The sequence below is a fragment of the Kitasatospora sp. NPDC001664 genome (assembly GCF_053596675.1).
Map to the genome: position 1 here is coordinate 78,322 of NZ_JBSFGS010000024.1, position 18,114 is coordinate 96,435.

Sequence of the window (18,114 nt, forward strand, 5' to 3'; positions counted from 1 at the left end):
CTAGTCTGGCCACGCCAAGAGGGCCCCGTCCGCCGCTTCCGGGGAGAGACGCACCGTGTTGAGGATCCTTCCGCCCCTGCTCGTACTCGCCCTGTGGGTCTGGGCGTTCATCGACTGCCTGACCACTCCGGAGGAGGAGGTCAGGTACCTGCCGAAGGTGATCTGGATCATCATCGTGCTGCTCTTCCCGCTGGTCGGCTCGATCGCCTGGCTGGTGGCCGGCAAGCAGCGCGGCACGCTCCGCCCGGCCCGGACCGCGGCCGCCCCGGTGGCCCCGGACGACAACCCGGAGTTCCTCGCCTCGCTCAAGAAGCAGCAGGCGGACCAGGACGCCGAGCACCTCAAGCAGTGGGAGGCCGACCTGCGCCGCCGCGAGCAGGAGTTGCGGGACCGGAAGGACGACCGGGACCGCCCCGACCAGGGCTGACGGAGCGCTTTGGCGCATCCCTACGAGCCGCGGGGGCCCGCTTCATCCTGCGGCAACCTCCCCGCAACAAGCCCGGAAACCGGCCCTGACCTGCTCTTTCACCTGCCACCCGGCCTGACGCCGGATGAGCTCGAATGGCCCGACCAGCTGCCTGGTCGGGCCGTTTTCTGTGCAGCCCTGACAGCTTCTGGCGCTCGACCTTGTACGGAATCGACGCCGAGACGGACCCGTGGTCCCTCGTAGTGTCGTAGGTGAAGAAGTGTTCGCAGTGATCGGCCCGCCCACAGCGGCCCCGTAACCGGACAGTTCACACAGACTTGGAGTGGTTCGAGATGACGGTTGTGCCCGAGGCGCCCGCCGGTGGCCAGGCCATCGAGACCCCGGCGGACGCCCGGGGCCGGGTGGCGGAGCTGCACGCGCTGCGCAGCCAGGTCCTGAGCGGCCCGAGCGAGAAGGCCACCGAGGCCCAGCACGCCAAGGGCAAGCTGACGGCCCGCGAGCGGATCGACCTCCTGCTGGACGAGGGCTCCTTCCACGAGGTGGAGCCGCTCCGCCGCCACCGCGCCACCGGCTTCGGCCTGGAGCACAAGAAGCCGCACACCGACGGCGTCATCGTCGGCTGGGGCACCGTGCACGGCCGCACCGTCTTCACCTACGCCCACGACTTCCGGATCTTCGGCGGCGCGCTCGGCGAGGCCCACGCGCAGAAGATCCACAAGATCATGGACATGGCCATCGCGGCCGGTGCCCCGCTGGTCTCGCTCAACGACGGCGCCGGCGCCCGGATCCAGGAGGGCGTCACCGCCCTGGCCGGCTACGGCGGCATCTTCCAGCGCAACACCCGGGCCTCCGGCGTGATCCCGCAGATCTCGGTGATGCTCGGCCCGTGCGCCGGCGGCGCCGCGTACTCCCCCGCGCTGACCGACTTCGTCTTCATGGTCCGCGAGACCTCGCAGATGTTCATCACCGGCCCGGACGTGGTCCAGGCCGTCACCGGCGAGAAGATCAGCCAGAACGGGCTGGGCGGCGCCGACGTGCACTCCTCGGTCTCCGGCGTCTCGCACTTCGCCTACGACGACGAGCAGAGCTGCATCGAGGAGGTGCGCTTCCTGCTCTCGCTGCTGCCGCAGAACAACCGCGAGATGCCGCCGGTCGCGCCCAACGACGACCCGGTGGAGCGCCGCAACGAGTCGCTGCTCGACCTCGTCCCGGCCGACGGCAACCGCCCGTACGACATGCGCAAGGTGATCGAGGAGGTCGTCGACCACGGCGAGTTCCTGGAGGTCCACGAGCGTTGGGCGACCAACGTGCTCTGCGTGCTGGCCCGGATCGACGGCCACGTCACCGGCATCATCGCCAACCAGCCGCAGTCGCTGGCCGGCGTGCTCGACATCAACGCCAGCGAGAAGGCCGCGCGCTTCGTCCAGATGTGCGACGCCTTCAACATCCCGCTGGTGACCATGCTGGACGTGCCCGGCTTCCTGCCCGGCGTGGACCAGGAGCACGACGGCATCATCCGGCACGGCGCCAAGCTGCTGTACGCGTACTGCAACGCCACCGTGCCGCGGATCCAGCTGATCCTGCGCAAGGCCTACGGCGGCGCCTACATCGTGATGGACTCCCGCTCGATCGGCGCCGACCTGTCCTACGCCTGGCCGACCAACGAGATCGCCGTGATGGGCGCCGAGGGCGCGGCCAACGTGATCTTCCGCCGCGACATCAACGGGGCCGAGGACCCGGAGGCGATGCGTGCGCACAAGATCAAGGAGTACAAGAGCGAGCTGATGCACCCGTACTACGCGGCCGAGCGCGGCCTCGTGGACGACGTGATCGACCCGGCCGAGACCCGGGCCGTGCTCGCCTCGGCGCTGGCCATGCTCCGCACCAAGCACGCGGACCTGCCCAGCCGCAAGCACGGCAACCCGCCGATGTAACACGGCGTTTCGCCGCTCGGAACCCATCAGACGTCCAGCCGGGGGAGAAAAGAACCCATGAGCACCGAACCGCTTGTCCGCATCGTCCGCGGCTCGCTCTCCGACGAGGAGCTGGCCGCCCTGACCGCCGTCCTGATGGCCCGTGCGGCCGCCGTCCAGGCCGCCGCCGCGGCCGCCCCGGCGGTCGAGCCGATCGCCACCTGGTCGCGCATCGAGCGCCGCCCGGCCTACTTCTCGCCGGTCAGCTGGCAGCAGGCGGCCTGACGCACCCTCACGAGGCCCCGGCACCGTACTAGCACGCCAGTGCTGGCGGGTGCCGGGGCTTCGGCGCGTTCTCACCCGGACCGGTGACCACCCCTTCAGAACGGCCCGCCTCCCCTGCCAGGCTCGGTCCATTCGTGGACGCACCGGGGTGGAGGCGCAGGCGTGGTGGCAGCGAACGGGAACGGGAAACCGGCGGACCGGGGCGCGGAGGCGGTCCAACTCCTGGCCGGGGTGGTCGACCTGGGGCTGGAGCAGGCCGAGGGGCTGCTGCGGCGGCTGCGCGGCACGCTGGGCCGCTCCGACCTGGACGCCCTGCTGACGGACGGCCAGGAGGACCTGCGGGCCCGCGGCGAGCTGCTGCTCGGCCGGCTCGCCACCGGCTCCGAGCCGCACATGGAGGCGGTGGCCCGCCGCTCGGCCGCGTACCGGAAGGCTGCGGGCGGTGGCTGAGTCCGCCGCTGCCTGGGACGGCGGACTGAAGGCCCGGGTGGACGGGGCACTGCACGCGTTCGTGGCGGAGGAGTGCGCTCTGCTCACCGCGATCGACCCCGAACTCAAGCCGGTCGCCGAGCAGTTGACCGCCACCGTGGCCGACGGCAAGCGGCTGCGGGCGGCCTTCGCCTACTGGGGCTGGCGGGCGGCCGGGCAGCCGGACAGCGAGGCGATGGTCCGGGCGGCCACCGCGATGGAGCTGGTGCACGCGGCGGCCGTGGTGCACGACGACCTGATCGACGACAGCCCGGTCCGCCGGGGCTCCCCCACCGCCCACCTGGCGCTCCGTCAGGCAGCCCCGGAGGGGCCCGGCCGGGACGCCGCCGGGCGGGCGCTGGCCATGCTGGTCGGTGACCTGCTGACCGCCTGGGCCGGCCAGCTCTTCGCCTCCTGCGGCCTGCCGTCCGGCTACCTGGCCCGGGCCCGCCCGCTCTGGGCCACCCTGGCCCGGGAGCTGGTCGCCGGCGAGTGCCTGGAGGTGCTGCGCACCCGGGGCGCCGCCGCCTCGGAGGCGAGCTCCCTGGAGATCGTCCGCTACAAGACCGCCAAGTACACCGTCGAGCACCCGCTGCACCTCGGCGCCCTGCTGGCCGGAGCGCCGCCCGCCCTGCTGGAGGCCTTCACCGCGTACGGGCTGCCGCTCGGCGAGGCCTTCCAGCTCCGCGACGACCTGCTCGGCGTCTTCGGCGACCCCGGGCGGACCGGCAAGTCCAACCTGGACGACCTCGCCGGGGCCAAGCCCACCGCCCTGCTGGCCCTCGCCCTGGCCAACTCCGGCCCCGCCGACCGGGCCAGGCTGCGCGCCCTGCTCGACCGGCCCGGCCCCGAGGACCTGGCGGAGCTGCGCGCCCTGCTGGTCCGCTCCGGCGCCCGGGCCCGGGTCGAGGAGCTGATCGAGGAGCGCACCACCGCCGCCCGCACCGCCCTCGCCACCGCCCCCGTCGCCGGGCCGGCCGCCGCCGCCGCGCTGGGCGAGCTGGTCGACGCCGCCACCGCGCGCACTTCCTGACCCTCCGTCGAATGAGGACCCATGACGTACACCCCTGAACGGATGGACGCCCTGCGGCTGCTCGGCGACCCGCTCGCCGACTCCGTGGTCGCGGCGCTCTTCGAGCGCGGCGAGGTCGGCAAGTTCAACACCCTGATGCGCTGGTTCGCGCAGAGCGGCCAGCCGCTGCCGGACGACGTCCCCGAGGAGGCGCGGGCCTACCTGGAGGCCACGGCGGTGCCGCCCTCCTGGGTGGACTGGGAGCAGATGGAGAAGGCCCGGCTGTTCTTCATCGACAACAACGTGCACATCTCCACGGCGCTCTCCTTCGCCTCGATGCCCGCCTGCTACGTCGTCCCGCACATCGCCAGGCTGCTCAGCGCCACGCACTCGCTGGCGTACCCGTCGAAGCGGATGGCCGAGACCGGGCAGTTCACCCTCTACCTGATGCGGCCCGACGCCTTCGAGGCCGGCGGGCGCTTCCTGCCCGCCGCGCAGAAGGTCCGGCTGCTGCACGCCTCCATCCGGCACCACCTGCGGCGGGAGGGGCGGTGGGACGAGGCGGCGCTCGGGGTGCCGATCTGCCAGGAGGACATGATCGGGGGGCAGATGATGTTCTCCGTGCAGGTGCTGGACGCGCTGCACCGGATGGGCATCCACATGTCCAACGAGGGCGCCGAGGCCTACTTCTACGCGTGGAAGGTGGTCGGGGCGATCCTCGGGATCGAGCTCGACGCGATGCCGGCGGACCTGGAGCAGGCCCGGGAGTTCTCCGACCGGTACATGGCGCGGCACATGGGGCCCTCGGAGGAGGGCGCGCTGCTCACGAAGCAGCTGATCGACCTCTACGAGGAGGTCGTGCCGGGGACCTTCTTCGACCCGGTGGTGGCGGCCCTGATCCGCTTCCTGATCGGCGACACCAGCGCCGACTGGCTCCAGGTCCCCCGCTCCCCCTGGGACCGCCTGGTGACCCTCGCCCCGGCCGCCCTGGGCGTCCTGGAGCGCCTGGAGGACGCCTCCCCGCTGGCCGCCTGGGCCCTCGACCACCTCGGTGAGCTCACCACCCGCTTCGAGCTCAGCTCCCTCACCCGCGGCCGCGTCATGCAGTACGCCATCCCCGAGGAGCTCAAGCCCGACTACGGCATCACCTCGACGAAGCCCCGCACCGACCCGTGGGTCCCACCCGGCCTGGCCGTCTGAGTGGCCACCCCGGGGGCGCGGGGAACTGCGCGAATCGGAAGGCGGCTCACCTGCAACTGACCCACTGTCAGCCAGTTGCAGGTGCTGCCGTTCCCCCGCGCGCAGTTCCCCGCGCCCCCGGCATCACCACGTACGTTCCTCGCCCAGCTGGCACGACCACGTACGTTCCTCGCGCCGCCTAGGCGACGACGGCGAGGGCGGCTCCCCGGCCGGCGTGCATGACGCTGAGGTTGGCCTCCAGGTGCTGGGGGTCCTGGGAGAGCCAGAGGCGGACGGTGGCCCCCAGGATGGCGCTCGCGGAGCCGAGGCGGACGCCGGTGAGCTGGGCGACCCGGGCGGCGGCGAGGACCAGGAGGTCGGCCAGTGGGGCCGGTAGCCAGACGGTCTGGGCGCACGGCGCCGGCGGCGCGAGCGCGGCCAGCAGTTTGAACGCGTCCGCGGGCCGGTGCAGCGTCGGCAGGACGTCGAGCAGACCGTCCGCCACGACCTCGGAGACGTCGCTCCGGTGGCTCTGGGCCAGCCGTCGGAGCAGCGCTCTCTCCGCAGCGGTGATTCGGACGGTCAGCATGACCTCGTCGCACTCCGGCATGGGTGCGGCCCTCCTCGCGCTCTTCGTACAGATGGATGGATGTGACCGGGCGTCAGACGCCGGCGTAGGAGTGCTTCCCCGTCACGAAGATGTTGACGCCGTAGTAGTTGAAGAGCCAGCAGGCGAAGGCCAACAACGCCAGGTACGCGGCCTTGCGGCCCTTCCAGCCGGCCGTGGCGCGGGCGTGCAGGTAGCAGGCGTAGAACACCCAGGTGATGAAGGACCAGGTCTCCTTGGGGTCCCACTCCCAGTACTTGCCCCAGGCGGCCTCGGCCCAGATCGCCCCGGCCACGATGGTGAAGGTCCAGAGCGGGAAGACGATCGCGTTGATCCGGTAGGAGAGCTTGTCGAAGGTCGAGGCGGCCGGCAGGCGGCGCCAGATCGAGGCGGAGGTGCCGAGCGGGCCGGTGGCCTTGCCCTCGGCCATCCGGCGGTCGTAGGAGTCCTTGCCGAGGTAGAGGGCGGTGGCGATGAAGGCCGCGTAGAAGGCACCGCCGCAGAAGATCGCGGTGGAGACGTGGATGGCCAGCCAGTAGGAGTGGAGCGCGGGGACGAGCTGCTCGGACTCGGTGTAGAGCACGGTGACGGCGAGGCCCAGGGTGAGGACGACGGCGACCATCACCGGCAGGCCGAGCCAGCGGACCGGCTTCTTGGCGACCAGCAGGCCGAGGTAGGCGACCACCATGGCGAGGGCGAAGGCGCAGGAGAACTCGTACATGTTGCCCCACGGCCAGCGCATCACCGAGAGGCCGCGGGTGAGCACGCCGCCGGCGTGCAGCAGGACGCCGAGGGCGGCCAGCGAGACCGCGATGCGGCCGGCCAGGTCGCCCTTCTCGCTGCCGCCGGCGGCGCCGGGGCCGTCCTCGTCCTGATCGCCGCGGCCGCTGGTGACCACGGTGGCCCCGGCGTCGGCGAGGGCGGTGCGGGTCAGCGTGGTGGTGCCGCCGCCGGCCGAGGCGACGGTGACGGTGACCTTCTTGGCCTTCCCCTTGCGCTCGGCCTCGGCCACCGCGGCGGCCACCCCGGCCTGCTCGGTGGAGCGGACGGCGACCGCTCCCTTGGAGCCGAAGGTCCACTCGAAGATGTGGGCGAACATGGCGATGACGTACACGGCCATCGCCGAGTAGATCAGCTTGTTCGAGAGGTCGGCCAGACCGGGGTCGACCGATGCGGCGAGGTTCACCGTCTACTCCTTGGAGTCCTGTGCGGTGCGGGCGGGGGTTTCTGACGCTCCGTCGGAGGCGTCCTCGTCCTCGACGGCGGGGGCGTCGTCCTGGAGCTCCACGGCCAGCTCGGCCAGCTCCTCGGCGATCTTGGCGGACTCGCTGCGGGCCAGGCCGGCCAGCTCGACCAGGGTGCGGCCGTCGGCGGTGGCCACGGCGCGGATCCAGATCCGGCGGCGCTGGATGAGCAGCGAGCCGATCAGGCCGAGGATGGCGCAGACGGCGCCGACCAGGGCGACGGCGTTGCCGGGGCGGTGCGAGACCTCGAAGCTGGCCCACTGCTGGTAGCCCTCGAAGGTGAGGGTGCCGTAGCCGTCGGGCAGGGTCCAGGCCTGACCGGGCTTCAGCCTGGCGCGGGCCAGGTCGCCGTCCTGCTTGAGCTGGGTGAGCTTCTTGGTGTCGAGCTGGTAGACGTTCTGCGGCAGGCCGGAGTCGGTGCCCAGGTCGCCGGCGTAGGCGGTGAGCACCAGCAGCGGGTCGGCGGCGGCCGGGAAGAGCGAGACCGGGCCGGTCTTCTCGAAGCTCTCCGGCGCGGTCGGCAGGAAGTAGCCGTTGAAGCCGAGCTGGGTCCGCTGTCCGTCCTTCTGGCCGTAGTCGCTGACCTTGATGACGCCGGTGGAGGTGAGGTTGCCGTCCTGCGGGAGGAAGGCGGTCGGGCCCGAGTAGACCTTCTCGCCGGCCGCGTTCTTGACGGTGACGACCGGGGCGTAGCCGTGGCCGATCAGGAAGACCTTGGAACCGCCGATCTCCAGCGGGTGGTTGACCTCGATGTCGCCCTTGCTCAGCTTGGACTGGTCGCTGCCGCTCCAGTACCGGACGTGGGCGGTGAACTGGCGGGCCGAGCCGGCCTGCGGCCCGGAGGTGGCGAACTTGGAGGTGAAGTTGTCCAGCTTGAAGCCGAACGCGTCCAGGTCCTCGACCCCGTAGAACGCGGAGCCGGTGAAGTCGTCCAGCTGGGTCGCGGTGTTGGAGTAGCCCTGACCCTCGATCACCAGCTTGCCGCCGGTGCCGCTGGCCAGGCTGGCCCAGGCGAAGCCGGCCAGCAGGGCGAAGAGCGAGAAGTGGAAGAGCAGGTTGCCCGCCTCGCGCAGGTAGCCCTTCTCGGCGGCCACCGAGCCGTCGGCCAGGTGGGTGCGGAAGCCGCGCTTCTTCAGCAGCGCGTAGGCGGCGTTGTTGACGGCCTTGGCGTCGGCGCCGGTGTGCCAGGCGGCGTGCACCGGCATCCGGGTGAGGTTGCGCGGGGCGGCCGGCGGGCGGGAGCGCAGCACGCCGACGAACTGCCAGGTGCGCGGGACGATGCAGCCCGCCAGCGAGACGAACAGCAGGATGTAGATCGCCGAGAACCAGGCCGAGCTGTAGACGTCGAACAGCTGGAGCTTCTCGTAGACCGGCGTGACGGTCGGGTGCTCGGCCTTCCAGGTGGCGACCTTGAAGGCGTTCTTGCCGTTCTGCGGGATCAGCGAGCCGGGGATGGAGGCCAGCGAGAGCAGGAAGAGCAGGATCAGCGCGACCCGCATCGAGGTGAGCTGACGCCACGTCCAGCGCAGCCAGCCGAGCGGGCCGATGCCGACCGGGCCCTGCTCCGCCTCCTCGGGGGCGGAGGTGAGCCGCTCCGCCTCGTTCTCGACGTCGGTGTGGGTGCTCATCAGATTCCGATCGAGGTGGTGGCGGTGAGCGACTGGAGCTCGGTGACCAGGGTGTCCCAGACACCGGTGACCAGCAGCAGGCCGACGGCGACCAGCATGCCGCCGCCGATCCGCATCACCCACTGGTAGTGCTTCTTGACCCAGCCGAAGGCGCCGAGCGCCCGGCGGAAGGCCAGGGCGGCCAGCACGAACGGTACGCCGAGGCCCAGGCAGTAGACGAGCATCAGCACCGCGCCGCGCCAGGGCGAAGCCTGGTTGAGGGCGAGGGAGTTGATCGCGGCGAGGGTCGGGCCCATGCACGGGGTCCAGCCGATGCCGAAGACCAGGCCGAGCAGCGGGGCGCCGGCCAGGCCGACGGCCGGGCGGCGGTGGGTGCGCAGCTCGCGCATCGAGAAGCCGGGGAGCAGGCCCATGAAGGCCAGGCCCATCGCGATGGTGAGCAGGCCCATCACCACGTTGATGGTCTGCTGGTGCTCCCTCAGGGTCGAGCCGAAGAAGCCGAACAGCGCGCCGCCGGAGACGAAGACCGCGGTGAAGCCGAGGATGAAGAAGAGCGAGCCGAGCAGCATCCGGCCGCGTCGGCCGCCCTTGGCGTCGGCCAGGTCGGCGGCCGAGAAGCCGGTGACGTAGCTCAGGTAGCCGGGCACCAGCGGCAGCACGCAGGGCGAGAAGAAGGAGACCAGGCCGGCCGCCAGGGCGATCGGCAGGGCCAGCAGGATCGCGCCGGTGGCCACGGTCTCGTTCTGACCCACCGCCAGGAGGACGGCGCTCACTTCGCCTCGTCCACGACGGGCTTGATCAGGCTCTCCAGGTCCTCGGTGGACAGGGCGCGCATCGCCCGGGCGGCCAGCTTGCCCTCGCGGTCCACCACGATGGTGGTCGGGATGGACTGCGGGTTGAGGCTGCCCTTGGGGAACTTGAGGATCTGGGTGCCGTCCGGGTCGAAGATGCTGGGGTAGGTCACCCCGAAGTTCTTCTCGAAGGCAACCGCGTTGGCCGGCACCGCGTCCCTGGTGTTGATGCCGAGGAACTGCACGCCCTGGTCCTGGTACTTCGTCCAGACCTCCTGCAGGCCCTTGGCCTCGGCCCGGCACGGACCGCACCAGGAGCCCCAGATGTTGAGGACCACGACCTTGCCCCGGTAGTCGGCCAGCTTGGCGCTGCCGCCGTCCAGCAGGGTGCCGCCGATCTCCGGGGCGGCCTCCCGGGAGCCCGCCTTCGCGGTGTCGAGGCCGCCCTTGCCGGTGACGAAACCGGTCTGGCCGTCGGAGCTGGCGGAGTCCGCCGTGCAGCCGGTGAGGGCCAGGGCGGAGGCGGCCGCGAGGGCGGCGGCGGGGCGGAGGAAGCGGCGGGTCGTCCCAGACATGTGAAAAGTTTCGCATGGCACTTGGGTCCGTTTTAGGGGGGTCCTACGTTGACCGTGGGACCCCCCTTGACCTGCGGCGATCGTGCTTATGATCCGCTTAAAACGGACAAAGCGGTGTTGACGTCCCGTCAGGCCCGGCTCAGGCGCCGAAGCTCTTGCCGACGGGGGCGTCGCCCTTCTTGCCCTTGCCGACCAGGTGGGCCGGCAGCAGGTCGCGGGCCGGCTCGCGGTAGCCGATCGAGACGATCTTGTCGCCCTCGTAGGTGAAGCTGGTCAGCGAGGCCAGCGAGCACTGCCGACGGCGCGGGTCGTGCCAGAGCCGGCGGCGCTCCGCGAAGGAGCGGGCGATCCAGATCGGCAGCTGGTGGCTGACGCAGACCGCCTCGTGGCCGCGCGCCGCGTCCCGGGCCTTGGCGAGGGCGCCCATCATGCGCACCGCCTGCTCGATGTACGGCTCGCCCCAGGACGGGCGGAACGGGTTGGTCAGGTACTTCCAGTGCGAGGGGTTCTTCAACGAGCCGTCACCGACCCCGAAGGTCTTGCCCTGGAAGATGTTGTCCGCCTCGATCAGCTGCTCGTCCGTCGCGACGGTCAGCCCGTGCGACTTGGCGATCGGCTCGGCGGTCTCCTGGGCGCGCTCCAGCGGGGAGGCCACCACGTACGTGATGTCCCGGCCCGCCAGGTCCTCGGCGACCCGGTCGGCCATCTGCCGGCCGAGCTCGGAGAGGTGGTAGTCCGGCAGGCGGCCGTAGAGGATGCCCTCCGGGTTGTGCACCTCGCCGTGCCGCATCAGGTGGACGACGGTGATGTCCTTGTTGCTCACTTCTTCGGGCTCCCCCGGGTCAGGCCCGCGCCTCGGCCGCCGCGCGGGCGGCGGCGGGCAGGGCGGCGGCGATCAGTTCCACGGCGCGCTCGTCGTGCGCGGCCGAGACGAACCAGGACTCGAAGGCCGACGGCGGGAGGTAGACCCCCTGCGACAGCATCGACTGGAAGAACGCGGTGAAGCGGAAGGACTCCTGACGCTTCGCCTCGTCGTAGTTGGTGACCGCCTCGTCGAGGAAGAACACCGAGAACATGTTGCTCGCGGTCTGCAGGCGGTGCGCCACCCCCTCCTTGGCCAGTGCCGCGGAGACCAGGCCGGAGATCTCGGCGGAGACCGCGTCGACCTTGGCGTACACCTCGTCGGTGCAGTGCCGCAGCTGGGCCAGGCCGGCCGCGGTGGCGATCGGGTTCCCGGAGAGGGTGCCCGCCTGGTAGACCGGGCCGGCCGGGGCCAGGTGGCCCATCACGTCGGCGCGGCCGCCGAAGGCCGCGGCCGGGAAGCCGCCGCCCATCACCTTGCCGAAGGTCAGCAGGTCCGGAGCCCAGCCCTCGTGGGCCGCCTCGACGCCGTACCAGCCGGCCCTGGAGGTGCGGAAGCCGGTCATCACCTCGTCGGAGACGAAGAGCGCGCCGTTGGCGGCGCAGAGCTCGGACAGGCCCTTGTTGAAGCCGGGCAGCGGGGGCACCACGCCCATGTTGCCCGGGGAGGCCTCGGTGATCACGCAGGCGATCTGGCCGGGGTTCTGCTCGAAGGCCGCCCGGACCGCCGCCAGGTCGTTGTAGGGCAGCACGATGGTGTCGCCCGCCTGAGCCCCCGTCACGCCCGGGGTGTCCGGCAGGCCGAAGGTGGCGACGCCGGAACCGGCCGCGGCCAGCAGCGCGTCCACGTGACCGTGGTAACAGCCCGCGAACTTCACCACCTTGGCCCGGCCCGTGAAGCCGCGCGCCAGCCGGATCGCCGACATGGTCGCCTCGGTGCCGCTGGACACCAGCCGGACCTGCTCGACCGGGGCGATCCGGTCGACGATCTCCTCGGCCAGCTCGACCTCGCCCTGCCCCGGGGTGCCGAAGGAGGTGCCGAGGGCCACGGCCCGCTGCACCGCCTCGACCACCGCCGGGTGGGCGTGGCCGAGGATCATCGGGCCCCAGGAGCAGACCAGGTCGACGTACTCGCGGCCGTCCGCGTCGGTCAGGTAGGGGCCGGTGCCGGACACCATGAACCGCGGGGTGCCGCCGACGGCGCGGAACGCGCGCACCGGGGAGTTGACGCCGCCGGGGGTCACGACCGACGCGCGGTCGAACAGCGACTGGCTCTGCGGGGCCTCGTAGGGGTAGCTCTTCGGGTTGGTCACCGGGACATGGTCTCAAATCGTGTCCTGGACCTCCGCATGTCGGACCCGATCATCTGGAACGATGATCGGAGATGTGCCGGGGTGTGACCGAACCGGACTGTACGGTCTGTAGTGTCGTCGGTACGGTTGTCCGTACCGCCCCGCACCTGACGGTCCGTCCGCCGTGGCACACGCACGTCGGAATGTGACAGGCAGGCCGTGTACGGCGGCGTGGAGCGGGTAGTTGGCACGTTCGGAGGGACACCGAGCGTGCGGGGGTCTGTCGATTCCGGCGAATTCCGGTGAGGATGGTCCGAGTGTCCGAGGCGCAGGACGGCCACGAGGAGGCCGCGGGTGGCTCCCGTCGGCGTGCCTGGCGTGCCGGTGCTGCTGGTGGGGGTACGGGTTCGGGCAGGGGAAAGCGGGGTGAAGGCAGCGTGGGAGTCACCTACAAGTACTTCGGAGCACCCGACCGGGCCACCGCCGCCAGAGTCCCCACCGCCCTCGGCCCCGGCGGCCTCGGCCTCGACGCGGGAGAGCTCGGCTCGCTCGGCCGCCTCGGCGACCTGATGGAGACCAGCGGCTCACCGAACGGACACCTCTCCACCAAGATCAAGCCCGAGACCATGTCCGCCATGGTCCTCACCGGCATCCAGGGCGTCCCGCTCCACCAGGTGCCCCCGCTGGAACTGGTCGTCCTCCACCCCGACTACGCCGTGGTCCAGCTCCCCCACACCGTGGTCGAACCCCTGCGCAAGGCCGACGAGACCGAGCTCGGCGCCGCCGCCTTCATCTGGTCCACCGTCCCCGACCGGCGCGGCCCCCGGGACGCCTTCGTCATCTACACGATGCTGCACGAGTGGCAGGACTTCGCCAACCGCCTGCACGACGCCGGCCACCAGCTCTACTGCCTCGTCTGGCCCTGACCCGTCGGGGAGACGGCCCTGCCCGGCCCCGGTGGTGGGCGGGGCCGGGCAGGGGCGGGGTCAGGACGAGGTGACGGTGACGCGCTCGACGTCGAGGCGGGCTCCCTGGCCCCAGAGGCGGCTGGCCGGCAGGCTCTGCTCGTCCACGAAGGTCTGCGGGGTCGGCGCGCCGACGGCCGGTCGGTAGTAGGTGCCGGGCTGGTCGGTCAGCCGGACCAGGCCCGGGCCGGTGGCGCTGCCGCCGTCCAGGATGGCGAACATCGCGATGCCGCAGGAGAGCTGGCGGGGCGTCACGTTCTCCTCCGTGCCGCCGAGGTCCAGCACCAGGCCGCTCCGGTCGGCCGGGCGGAAGCCGAGGTTCGCGGCCCGGTACACCTCGCGGCCGTCGGCCCGGTAGGAGACGGTGCCGGCGGCGCGGTCGTAGGAGATCGCCAGGTCGTGCTTCTGGCCGGGGCTGCGGTCGGCCACCGGGACGGCGTAGGAGAACGCGGCGTAGGTGCGGCCCGGCTGCGGGAGGCGCTCGTAGAAGGCGTACAGCTTGCTGTTGGTGACGAAGAAGTCGAAGACCATCAGCGACTCGAAGTCCACCATCGAGACCGCCCCGGCGGCCAGCCGCAGATCGCTCTGCGGGTCGGTGACGGCCGCGCCGAACGGGTGCCGCTCGGTGCCGTAGGTGCGGGCGGCCATCCGGGAGGCGCAGGTGAGCTTCCGGCCCGGCAGCGCGTCGAAGCCGGGGTAGCCGCTGGAGGCGGTGCCGTTCGCGTAGGCGTACCACTTGACGTGGTCGGCGGTGCCGGCGCCGCCGGTGTGCTCCTGGCCGGTGGAGTAGGTGAAGGCGGGCTTGCCGGTGAGCGGGTCGCGGCCGCCCGGTGCGACGCTCAGGCCCCGGGCGGAGGTGACGGGGACGCCGTCGCCGCCCGGCAGGTCGCCGGTCGCGAACAGCTTCCACCTGGCGTCCGGGCCTTCGGACTTGAAGCCGTCCTGGAAGGTGTCCCGGAACTCCAGGTGCCCGGGGCCGGCGGTCCGGTCCCCGGTCACGGCCCCGGCCGGAAGGGCCGGGACGGCAGCGGCGAGGGCCACCGCCGCCAGACAGCTGAACAGGCCACGTCTGATGCTCTTCCGCACGATGTCCCTACTCCCCACTGGTCTGCGTCCCGGTCGGGCTCAGCGTGGCCAGGCGGGCCGGGCCCCAGCCAGGGCCGGCCGGTGACTCCGTCAGTTCCCGGCGCGCCCGAGGGTCGGGCCCTCCCCAGGGGAGCGGGCCCCGACCCGCTTGCCCGGACGCACGACTGACGGTCCGTCAGCACGGGGAGTCCGCCCGGCCGGATGTGTGCGCGGCCGGGCGGAGGTGTGACGGAATCACGTCCGTCGGCGCTTCTCCTCCTCGGGGGCGGTGGTCGGCGACGGGCGGACCACCGGGTGGACCGCGGCGGCCGGCCGCCGGTCGACAAACGATCAACGCCGGGACTCCGGTGTACCGTGGGGCCGCCCGCTCCGGATATCGGGGATCGGACGTGGGCGGAGCGAACAGTGGGGGGACCACATGGCGGAGCGCACCGCCCGGGCCGGGCGGCACGAGGGGGCACCGGTACCGGCCGTGCCCGGGCACGGGCCGTCCGGGCCGGAGGGGTACGACCCGGACGAGGGCTACTGCTTCCAGCTGCTGGGCCCGGTGCGCGCCCGCCTGGACGGTCGCGAGCTGGAGCTCGGCCCCCCGCAGCAGCGGGCGGTGCTGGCGGTGCTGCTGCTGAGGCCGGGTCAGCCCGTGGGCACCGAGGAGCTGGTGGAGGCGCTCTGGGGGCGGCGCCCGCCCGAGCGCGCGGCGGAGGCGCTGCGCCGGTACGTCCGGGGGCTGCGCGCCGCTCTGGAGCCGGAGCGGACGGGCCGCGGACCGGCCGCGGTGCTGCGCTCGGTGCCCGGCGGCCACGCGCTCGCCGTGGCGCCGGAGACGGTGGACGCCCACCGGTTCGAGCGCCTGCTGGCGGAGGCCGCCGAGGCTCCGCGCGCCGTCGCGGCCCGCGGTCGCGCGGTGCCGGGAGGCGGACCGCGGCCGGAACTGACGCTCAGCCGGGCGCTGGCGGAGTGGAGCGGGACGGCGCTGGCCGGGGTGCCCGGCCCGTACGCGGAGCGGCAGCGGACCAGGCTGACCGAGCTGCGGCTGCGTGCCCAGGAGGAGGTGCTGGACTGCCTGCTGGCGGCGGGCCGGCCGGCCGAGGCGGTGGCCGAGCTGCAGACGCTGGCGGCCGCCCATCCGCTGCGCGAGCGGCCCCGGGCACAGCTGATGCTGGCGCTGTACCGCAGCGGGCGGCAGGCCGAGGCGCTCGGCGTGTTCGCCGATGCCCGGCGGCTGTTGCGGGCCGAGCTCGGGGTGGAGCCGGGGGTGCGGCTGGCGGACCTGCAGCGCCGGATCCTGACGGCCGATCCGACCCTGGACGGCCCGGTGCTGGACCGCCCTCCGCTGGACCGGCCGACCCTGGACGTCCCCGGCCCCGAGGGCTCGGGCGGCCCGGTGGACCCCGCGGCGCACGCGGTGCGCGCAGCGCACCCGGTGCGCGCGGAGCACCCGGGACACGCCGGGCGGCCGGGCGGTGCTCCGCGCCCCTCGCCCTCCGTCCCCGCCCCGCGGGACCCCCTGGGCAGGACCCCCGGGACCCCCGGGATCACCGCGGCCACCGCAGCCACCGCGCCCCGCCGCCCCCGGCCGCTGCGCCCGGCCATCGCCCCCGGCCTGCCGACGCCCCGTGAACTGACCGCCGACGTGGCCGGGTTCACCGGCCGCCGGGAGGCCGTCGAGCAGCTCGACGGGTACCTGCGCCCCGATCCGGACGGCGCGGTGCCGGTCTGCGCCGTGACCGGCCCGGGCGGGGTGGGCAAGACCGCCCTGGCGGTGCACGTGGCGCACCGGGTGCAGGAGCGCTTCCCCGACGGCCAGCTCCACGCGGACCTGCACGGGGCGGGCCCGGCGCCGGCCGAGGCCGGGGCGGTGCTGGCCGGCTTCCTGCAGACCCTGGGCACCCCGCCCGCCTCGATCCCGGAGGACGTGGACCAACGGGCGGCGCTGTTCCGGTCGTTGCTGGCCGGCCGCCGGGTGCTGGTGGTGCTGGACGACGCCCGGGGCACCGGGCAGATCGGCCCGCTGCTGCCGGGCAGCGGTGGCTGTGCGGTGCTGGTCACCAGCCGCTCGCGCTCCCTGCGGCCGCCCGGGGCGCGGCAGTTCGAGCTGGAGCCGCTGACCGCCGGGGAGTCGGTGGAGCTGCTGGCGGCGGTGGCCGGCCCGGAGCGGGTGGCGGCCGATCCGCGGGCCTCGCGCGAACTGGCCGAGCTCTGCGGCCGACTGCCGCTGGCGGTGCGGATCGCCGGCGGGCGGCTGGCGCAGGACGGCGCCGGGGCGCCCTCGGCGGCCGAGCTGGCGGACCGGCTGCGGGCCGCGCACCGCTGGCCCGGCGAGCCGAGGACCGGCGGCGGCCCGGCGCTGGAGGCGGTCCTGGAGCTGGGCCTGTCCGAGCTGGCGGCCGAGCCGGCCCGCGCCTTCCGGCTGGCGGCCGTCGCCGAGGCGGTGGAGCTGCCGCTGGACGCGCTCGCCGCCCTGCTCGGGCGGGGCCCGGAGGAGACCGAGGACCTGACCGAACTCCTGGTGGACGCCGGACTGTTGGAGCCGTACGGCTCGAACAGCTACCGGTACCACGACCTGCTGCGGCGGTACGCCCGACGGCTGTCCGAGCAGCTGGACCCGGTGGAGGAGCGGCAGGCCGCGCTGGCCCGGCTGCTCGACCACCTGCTGGCCACCACCGTGAACGCCGCCCGGCTGATCGAACCGGACCACGCGCTGCACCACGGCCTGCACCCCACCGAGGGCCCGGGGCTGGTGCCGGCCGATGCGGCGGCCGCCCGGCGCTGGCTGCGCGAGCGGCACGACCTGCTGGCCGGGACGGTGGAGCGGGCGCTGCGCGAACTCCCCTCGGGCGCCCGGCCCGCGGTGGACCTGCTGCTGGTCTGGTACGGCCTGGTCGAGGGCCCGGCGCACCGTCAGGAGTTCCAGCGGCTGATCGAGCTGGCGGCCGGGGCGGCCTGGGAGCAGGACGCGCCGGCCGCCGAGGGCCGGGCGCACTACCTGGCCGGGGTGCTGCACTACGGCACCGACGCCTACGGGGTGGCGGAGCGTCAGCTGACCCGGAGCCTGGAGCTGGCCGAGCGGGCCCGGGACACCGTCGGACGGCACCTGGCGGCGAACGCCCTCGGAGTGCTCCGGCTGGCCACCGGGCAGCCCGAGCGGGCCCTCGAACTCCTGCTGCTGGCACGGGAACTGGCGGATCGGACCGGCGACCGGGGCAGTGCCGCCCGGGTGCTCTCGGCGATCTCCCGGGTCCGGCTGGCGCTGGGCGACCCGGAGCGCGCGGTGGCGGACGCCCGGCGGGCCGCGCACGACGCCCGGGAGGTGGCCACCGGCTCCGGCCTGGCCCGGGTGCTGTACCAGTACGGCTGCGTGCTGCGGCAGGCCGGGGAGCCGGCGGCCGCGGCGGAGCAGCTGACCGAGGCGCTGGAGCTGTTCCGCCTGCACGGCCCCGGGGACTGGGAGGGGCTGACCCTGGCCCGGCTGGCCGAGTGCCGCCTCGACCAGGGGCGCCCGGAGGCGGTCGGGCTGGCCTCGCGTGCCCTGGAGATCACCGAGGAGGTGGGCCGCACCTACGGCCAGGCGCTGGCCCAGACGGTGCTCGGCCGGGCGACCGGGGACCGCGGCCGGCTGCACGCCGCGCTGGCCCTCTTCGACCGGCTCGGCGCCCCCGAGGCCAAGGCCGTCCGCGAGCTGCTCGCCGCCCCGCCCGCCGGGCCCGCCGGGCCACTCCCGGGCTGACCGCGCGGGCGCTCCGGGGGCGGCCCGTCGGCGGACCGGGCGCGCACCGCGCCG

16 protein-coding genes are annotated in these 18,114 nt (G+C 73.4%); 8 read left to right on the forward strand and 8 right to left on the reverse strand.

All coding sequences use genetic code 11. The annotated features are described in order from the left end of the window. The first annotated feature begins 55 nt into the window (after nucleotides 1–55). The 6 genes from ACWCYY_RS29410 to ACWCYY_RS29435 all read left to right on the forward strand — a co-directional run bounded on the left by ACWCYY_RS29410 (nucleotide 56) and on the right by ACWCYY_RS29435 (nucleotide 5,305). Nucleotides 56–427: a PLD nuclease N-terminal domain-containing protein gene (locus ACWCYY_RS29410; RefSeq protein ID WP_345278936.1), complete on the forward strand. Its 372-nt coding sequence runs from the start codon at nucleotides 56–58 to the stop codon at nucleotides 425–427. Between the two features lie 332 nt (nucleotides 428–759). Then, nucleotides 760–2,361 (forward strand): acyl-CoA carboxylase subunit beta, encoded by a 1,602-nt coding sequence (locus ACWCYY_RS29415; RefSeq protein ID WP_345278938.1) that lies wholly within the window; start codon nucleotides 760–762, stop codon nucleotides 2,359–2,361. Between the two features lie 57 nt (nucleotides 2,362–2,418). Then, nucleotides 2,419–2,625: an acyl-CoA carboxylase subunit epsilon gene (locus ACWCYY_RS29420; protein ID WP_345278940.1), complete on the forward strand. Its 207-nt coding sequence runs from the start codon at nucleotides 2,419–2,421 to the stop codon at nucleotides 2,623–2,625. A 162-nt stretch (nucleotides 2,626–2,787) separates the two neighbouring features. Further along, nucleotides 2,788–3,075 (forward strand): polyprenyl synthetase, encoded by a 288-nt coding sequence (locus ACWCYY_RS29425; RefSeq protein ID WP_345278942.1) that lies wholly within the window; start codon nucleotides 2,788–2,790, stop codon nucleotides 3,073–3,075. Beyond that, the gene (locus ACWCYY_RS29430; protein WP_449797763.1) at nucleotides 3,068–4,126 is read left to right on the forward strand and encodes a polyprenyl synthetase family protein; all 1,059 of its coding nucleotides are present in this window, start codon (nucleotides 3,068–3,070) and stop codon (nucleotides 4,124–4,126) included. Before ACWCYY_RS29425 ends, ACWCYY_RS29430 begins: the two co-directional genes overlap by 8 nt. A gap of 21 nt (nucleotides 4,127–4,147) precedes the next feature. Then, nucleotides 4,148–5,305 (forward strand): oxygenase MpaB family protein, encoded by a 1,158-nt coding sequence (locus ACWCYY_RS29435; protein ID WP_449797764.1) that lies wholly within the window; start codon nucleotides 4,148–4,150, stop codon nucleotides 5,303–5,305. A 178-nt stretch (nucleotides 5,306–5,483) separates the two neighbouring features. Here ACWCYY_RS29435 and ACWCYY_RS29440 read toward each other — a convergent pair whose 3' ends face one another. The 7 genes from ACWCYY_RS29440 to hemL form a co-directional block, all read right to left on the reverse strand. Next, nucleotides 5,484–5,894 (reverse strand): hypothetical protein, encoded by a 411-nt coding sequence (locus tag ACWCYY_RS29440; RefSeq protein ID WP_380149579.1) that lies wholly within the window; start codon nucleotides 5,892–5,894, stop codon nucleotides 5,484–5,486. A 52-nt stretch (nucleotides 5,895–5,946) separates the two neighbouring features. After that, nucleotides 5,947–7,077: a c-type cytochrome biogenesis protein CcsB gene (ccsB, locus tag ACWCYY_RS29445; RefSeq protein WP_380149578.1), complete on the reverse strand. Its 1,131-nt coding sequence runs from the start codon at nucleotides 7,075–7,077 to the stop codon at nucleotides 5,947–5,949. Between the two features lie 3 nt (nucleotides 7,078–7,080). After that, the gene (gene resB, locus ACWCYY_RS29450; protein ID WP_380149577.1) at nucleotides 7,081–8,763 is read right to left on the reverse strand and encodes a cytochrome c biogenesis protein ResB; all 1,683 of its coding nucleotides are present in this window, start codon (nucleotides 8,761–8,763) and stop codon (nucleotides 7,081–7,083) included. After that, on the reverse strand, nucleotides 8,763–9,536 hold the full coding sequence (locus ACWCYY_RS29455) for a cytochrome c biogenesis CcdA family protein (protein WP_380149576.1): 774 nt from the start codon (nucleotides 9,534–9,536) through the stop codon (nucleotides 8,763–8,765). The genes resB and ACWCYY_RS29455 overlap by 1 nt, the downstream gene beginning before the upstream one ends. Further along, nucleotides 9,533–10,129 carry a TlpA family protein disulfide reductase gene (locus ACWCYY_RS29460; protein WP_345289294.1) on the reverse strand — a complete coding sequence of 199 codons (597 nt, stop codon included), beginning with the start codon at nucleotides 10,127–10,129 and terminating at the stop codon, nucleotides 9,533–9,535. The genes ACWCYY_RS29455 and ACWCYY_RS29460 overlap by 4 nt, the downstream gene beginning before the upstream one ends. 139 nt (nucleotides 10,130–10,268) lie before the next feature. Next, complete coding sequence (locus tag ACWCYY_RS29465; protein ID WP_449797786.1) at nucleotides 10,269–10,919, reverse strand: histidine phosphatase family protein; 651 nt, start codon at nucleotides 10,917–10,919, stop codon at nucleotides 10,269–10,271. Between the two features lie 52 nt (nucleotides 10,920–10,971). Continuing rightward, nucleotides 10,972–12,303 (reverse strand): glutamate-1-semialdehyde 2,1-aminomutase, encoded by a 1,332-nt coding sequence (gene hemL, locus ACWCYY_RS29470; protein WP_380149575.1) that lies wholly within the window; start codon nucleotides 12,301–12,303, stop codon nucleotides 10,972–10,974. 416 nt (nucleotides 12,304–12,719) lie between these two features. On the opposite strand from hemL, the gene ACWCYY_RS29475 reads away from it, so the two are divergent. Then, on the forward strand, nucleotides 12,720–13,208 hold the full coding sequence (locus ACWCYY_RS29475) for a hypothetical protein (protein ID WP_057231582.1): 489 nt from the start codon (nucleotides 12,720–12,722) through the stop codon (nucleotides 13,206–13,208). A gap of 60 nt (nucleotides 13,209–13,268) precedes the next feature. On the opposite strand, the gene ACWCYY_RS29480 is transcribed toward ACWCYY_RS29475, so the two are convergent. Then, nucleotides 13,269–14,333 carry a DUF6081 family protein gene (locus tag ACWCYY_RS29480; protein ID WP_345289292.1) on the reverse strand — a complete coding sequence of 355 codons (1,065 nt, stop codon included), beginning with the start codon at nucleotides 14,331–14,333 and terminating at the stop codon, nucleotides 13,269–13,271. Nucleotides 14,334–14,751: 418 nt separating this feature from the next. Here ACWCYY_RS29480 and ACWCYY_RS29485 point away from each other — a divergent pair, with 418 nt between their 5' ends. Then, the gene (locus ACWCYY_RS29485) at nucleotides 14,752–18,060 is read left to right on the forward strand and encodes an AfsR/SARP family transcriptional regulator (protein ID WP_449797765.1); all 3,309 of its coding nucleotides are present in this window, start codon (nucleotides 14,752–14,754) and stop codon (nucleotides 18,058–18,060) included. The last annotated feature ends 54 nt before the right edge of the window (nucleotides 18,061–18,114 follow it).